A 2,480-nucleotide genomic window follows, 5' to 3' on the forward strand; every position below is an offset into this window, starting at 1 on the left:
GCGACGGCAAGTTGTTACCGAGTCGTAGCGGATGTCCATCCGGCTCCTCTAAGCTCTGCGCGTCCCCGAGCACCACGAAAGGATCTGGCATGCTCATGATCCGCAGAAGAATCCGGGCCGTGTTTCTGACGGCCTCGGCCCTGCTGCTCGGTGCGGTGGCGATGCCCGCCGCGCACGCCGACGATGTCGGTGGGCAGACGCTGGCCGGGGTCTCCGGCACGGGCATCCACAACACGTACGACGACAAGTCCACGTACACCTACCTGGCCAACGCCCTGGACACCGGCACCTCTCTGGTCGAACTCGACACCTGGCACAACGTGTTCAACGGCAAGTGGGACGTGAGCCACAGCAACCCGCTGGGCAGTGACAACAACTGCGTGCAGGCGAGCACGGCCGCCGACCTCTACACCGGTGACCGCAACCAGAACCTCGACAGTTGCCTCGACGACATCCGGATCTGGCTCCAGGCTCACCCCACGAGCCACCCGGTCATGGTCAAGATCGAGATGAAGAACGGGTTCTACAGCACCCTCGGCATGACGCCGACCACGTTCGACAGCTACGTCAAGACGCACCTCGGCAGCGTCCTCTACACGCCCGCCGACCTGCTCACCAAGAGCGACGGCTCGCAGTACGCGGATCTCGACACCGCCGCGAAGGCGAACAACTGGGCGAGCTACGGCTCACTCGCCGGCCGGGCGATCGTGGAGATCATCCCCGGCACCTTCGAGCAGGCCGTCAGCCCCGCCTCCTCGTGGTCGGACGTGGTCTACGCCCAGCACCTCAAGGACCTCGCCGCCGCGGGGAACATCAGCCAGGCGGCGGTCTTCCCGAGCGTCCTCGGCGCCCAGGCCGTCGACCCGCGCACCCGCTACAGCGACACCACACTGCGCCCCTGGTTCGTGGTGTTCGACGCGGACGCGGGCGCCTGGGTCGGCGACGGCAACACCGAGTGGTACAATACCAACCACTATCTGACGGTCGTCACCGACGCCTACGACGTCTCGCCCGCGCTGAGTTCCTCCGCGCCGTCGCCGGCCGACGCCCAGGCCCGGGTCACCCTGCTCGCCGCCGACGGGGCCTCGTACATCTCCTCGGACTGGATCACCGCCCCGGCCGACGGCGTCCTCAGCGACGTACTGCTCCGTGGCTGACGCCCGCCGCCCGCGGGCGCTCCTGCGTGTCCTCACCACGGGTGCCGCGGCCCTCGCGCTCGCCGTGTCCGGCCAACTGGCCGGCGCGGCGGGGGCGGTGGCCGCGACCGCCCCCGTGTCTCTGGTCAACCCGTACATCGGCACCGGCGGCAACGGCGATTTCAGCGCCGGGAACACCTTCCCGGGCGCCGACGCGCCGCACGGCATGCTCCAGTGGTCGCCCGACACCTCGTCACGCCCCAAGGGCGGCGGCTACAACTACTCCGACTCGGCCGTCTCGGGCTTCAGCCTCACCCATGTCTCCGGCGTCGGCTGCGACGCAGCCGGGGACCTGCCGATCCTGCCCGTGGTCGGTTCGCTCGGCTCGGACCCCGCCTCGACGACCGAGTCCTTCGCGCACTCCGCCGAGACGGCCTCGCCCGGCTCCTACTCCGTCAGCCTGGGCAACAGCACCAGCGTCGCGCTGACCACCAGCACGCGTGCAGGCATCGGCCAGTTCACCTTCCCGTCCTCCACCCAGGCGAGCCTGCTCCTCAAGGTGCAGGACACACAGACGCCGTACGCCTCCTCGACGCTCGGCCTGTCCGGCGGCGACACGGTGACCGGGTCGATCACCAGCACCGGCTTCTGCGAGGACACCACCCCGATCACGCTCTACTACACGATCGCCTTCGACCACCCGTTCACCGCCACCGGCACCTTCACCGGCGGCGAGTACCTGACGTTCGACACCACGAGCAGCAGGACGGTCGAGGCCCGGGTCGGCATCTCCTACACCTCGGTGGCGGAGGCCGCAGCCAACCGGGACGCCGAGGTGACCGGAAAGACCTTCGCGACCGTCAAGGCGGCGGCGGCGTCGGCGTGGAGCGCCGAGCTGTCAAAGATCGCCGTCACCGGAGGCACCCCGGACCAGCAGAGCGTCTTCTACACCGCGCTCTACCACGCCTCGCTCTTCCCCGCCGTCATCAGCGACGCGGACGGCTCCTACCGGGGCTTCGACGGCGCGGTGCACACGGTGGGCAGCGGTCACTCGGCGAAGTACGCCGACTTCTCCACCTGGGACACCTACCGCTCACAGGCCCAACTCACCGCACTGCTCGACCCGTCGGCCGCGTCCGACATGGCGCAGTCGGTCGTCGACGACTACCAGCAGGGCGGCACGCTCACCAAGTGGGGCATGGAGACCGCCGAGACGCACATCATGGTCGGCGACTCCGCCGTACCGCTGCTCGCCGGCTACCACGCCTTCGGCGCACGGAACTTCGACACGTCGACGGCCCTGTCCGCCATGGTCAGGGAACAGACGACCGACACGGACGTCAC

General features: G+C 69.1%; 2 protein-coding genes. Both read left to right on the forward strand.

The features are described from left to right. Positions 1-95: 95 nt before the first annotated feature. Entirely contained in the window at positions 96-1,157 is a 1,062-nt protein-coding gene (locus tag ABZ646_RS44915) for a hypothetical protein (RefSeq protein ID WP_360533081.1), read from the forward strand. Beyond that, the coding region (locus ABZ646_RS44920) for a GH92 family glycosyl hydrolase (RefSeq protein WP_360533084.1) at positions 1,150-2,480 on the forward strand (1,331 nt) is incomplete at its 3' end. The genes ABZ646_RS44915 and ABZ646_RS44920, both read left to right, overlap by 8 nt.

This window comes from Streptomyces sp. NPDC007162 (assembly GCF_040634175.1).
GTDB lineage: Bacteria > Actinomycetota > Actinomycetes > Streptomycetales > Streptomycetaceae > Streptomyces.

Bases quoted from the DNA above. Each gene is read 5' to 3' on its own strand.
- ABZ646_RS44915 (WP_360533081.1), top strand. From the start codon at position 96: ATGATCCGCAGAAGAATCCGGGCCGTGTTTCTGACGGCCTCGGCCCTG.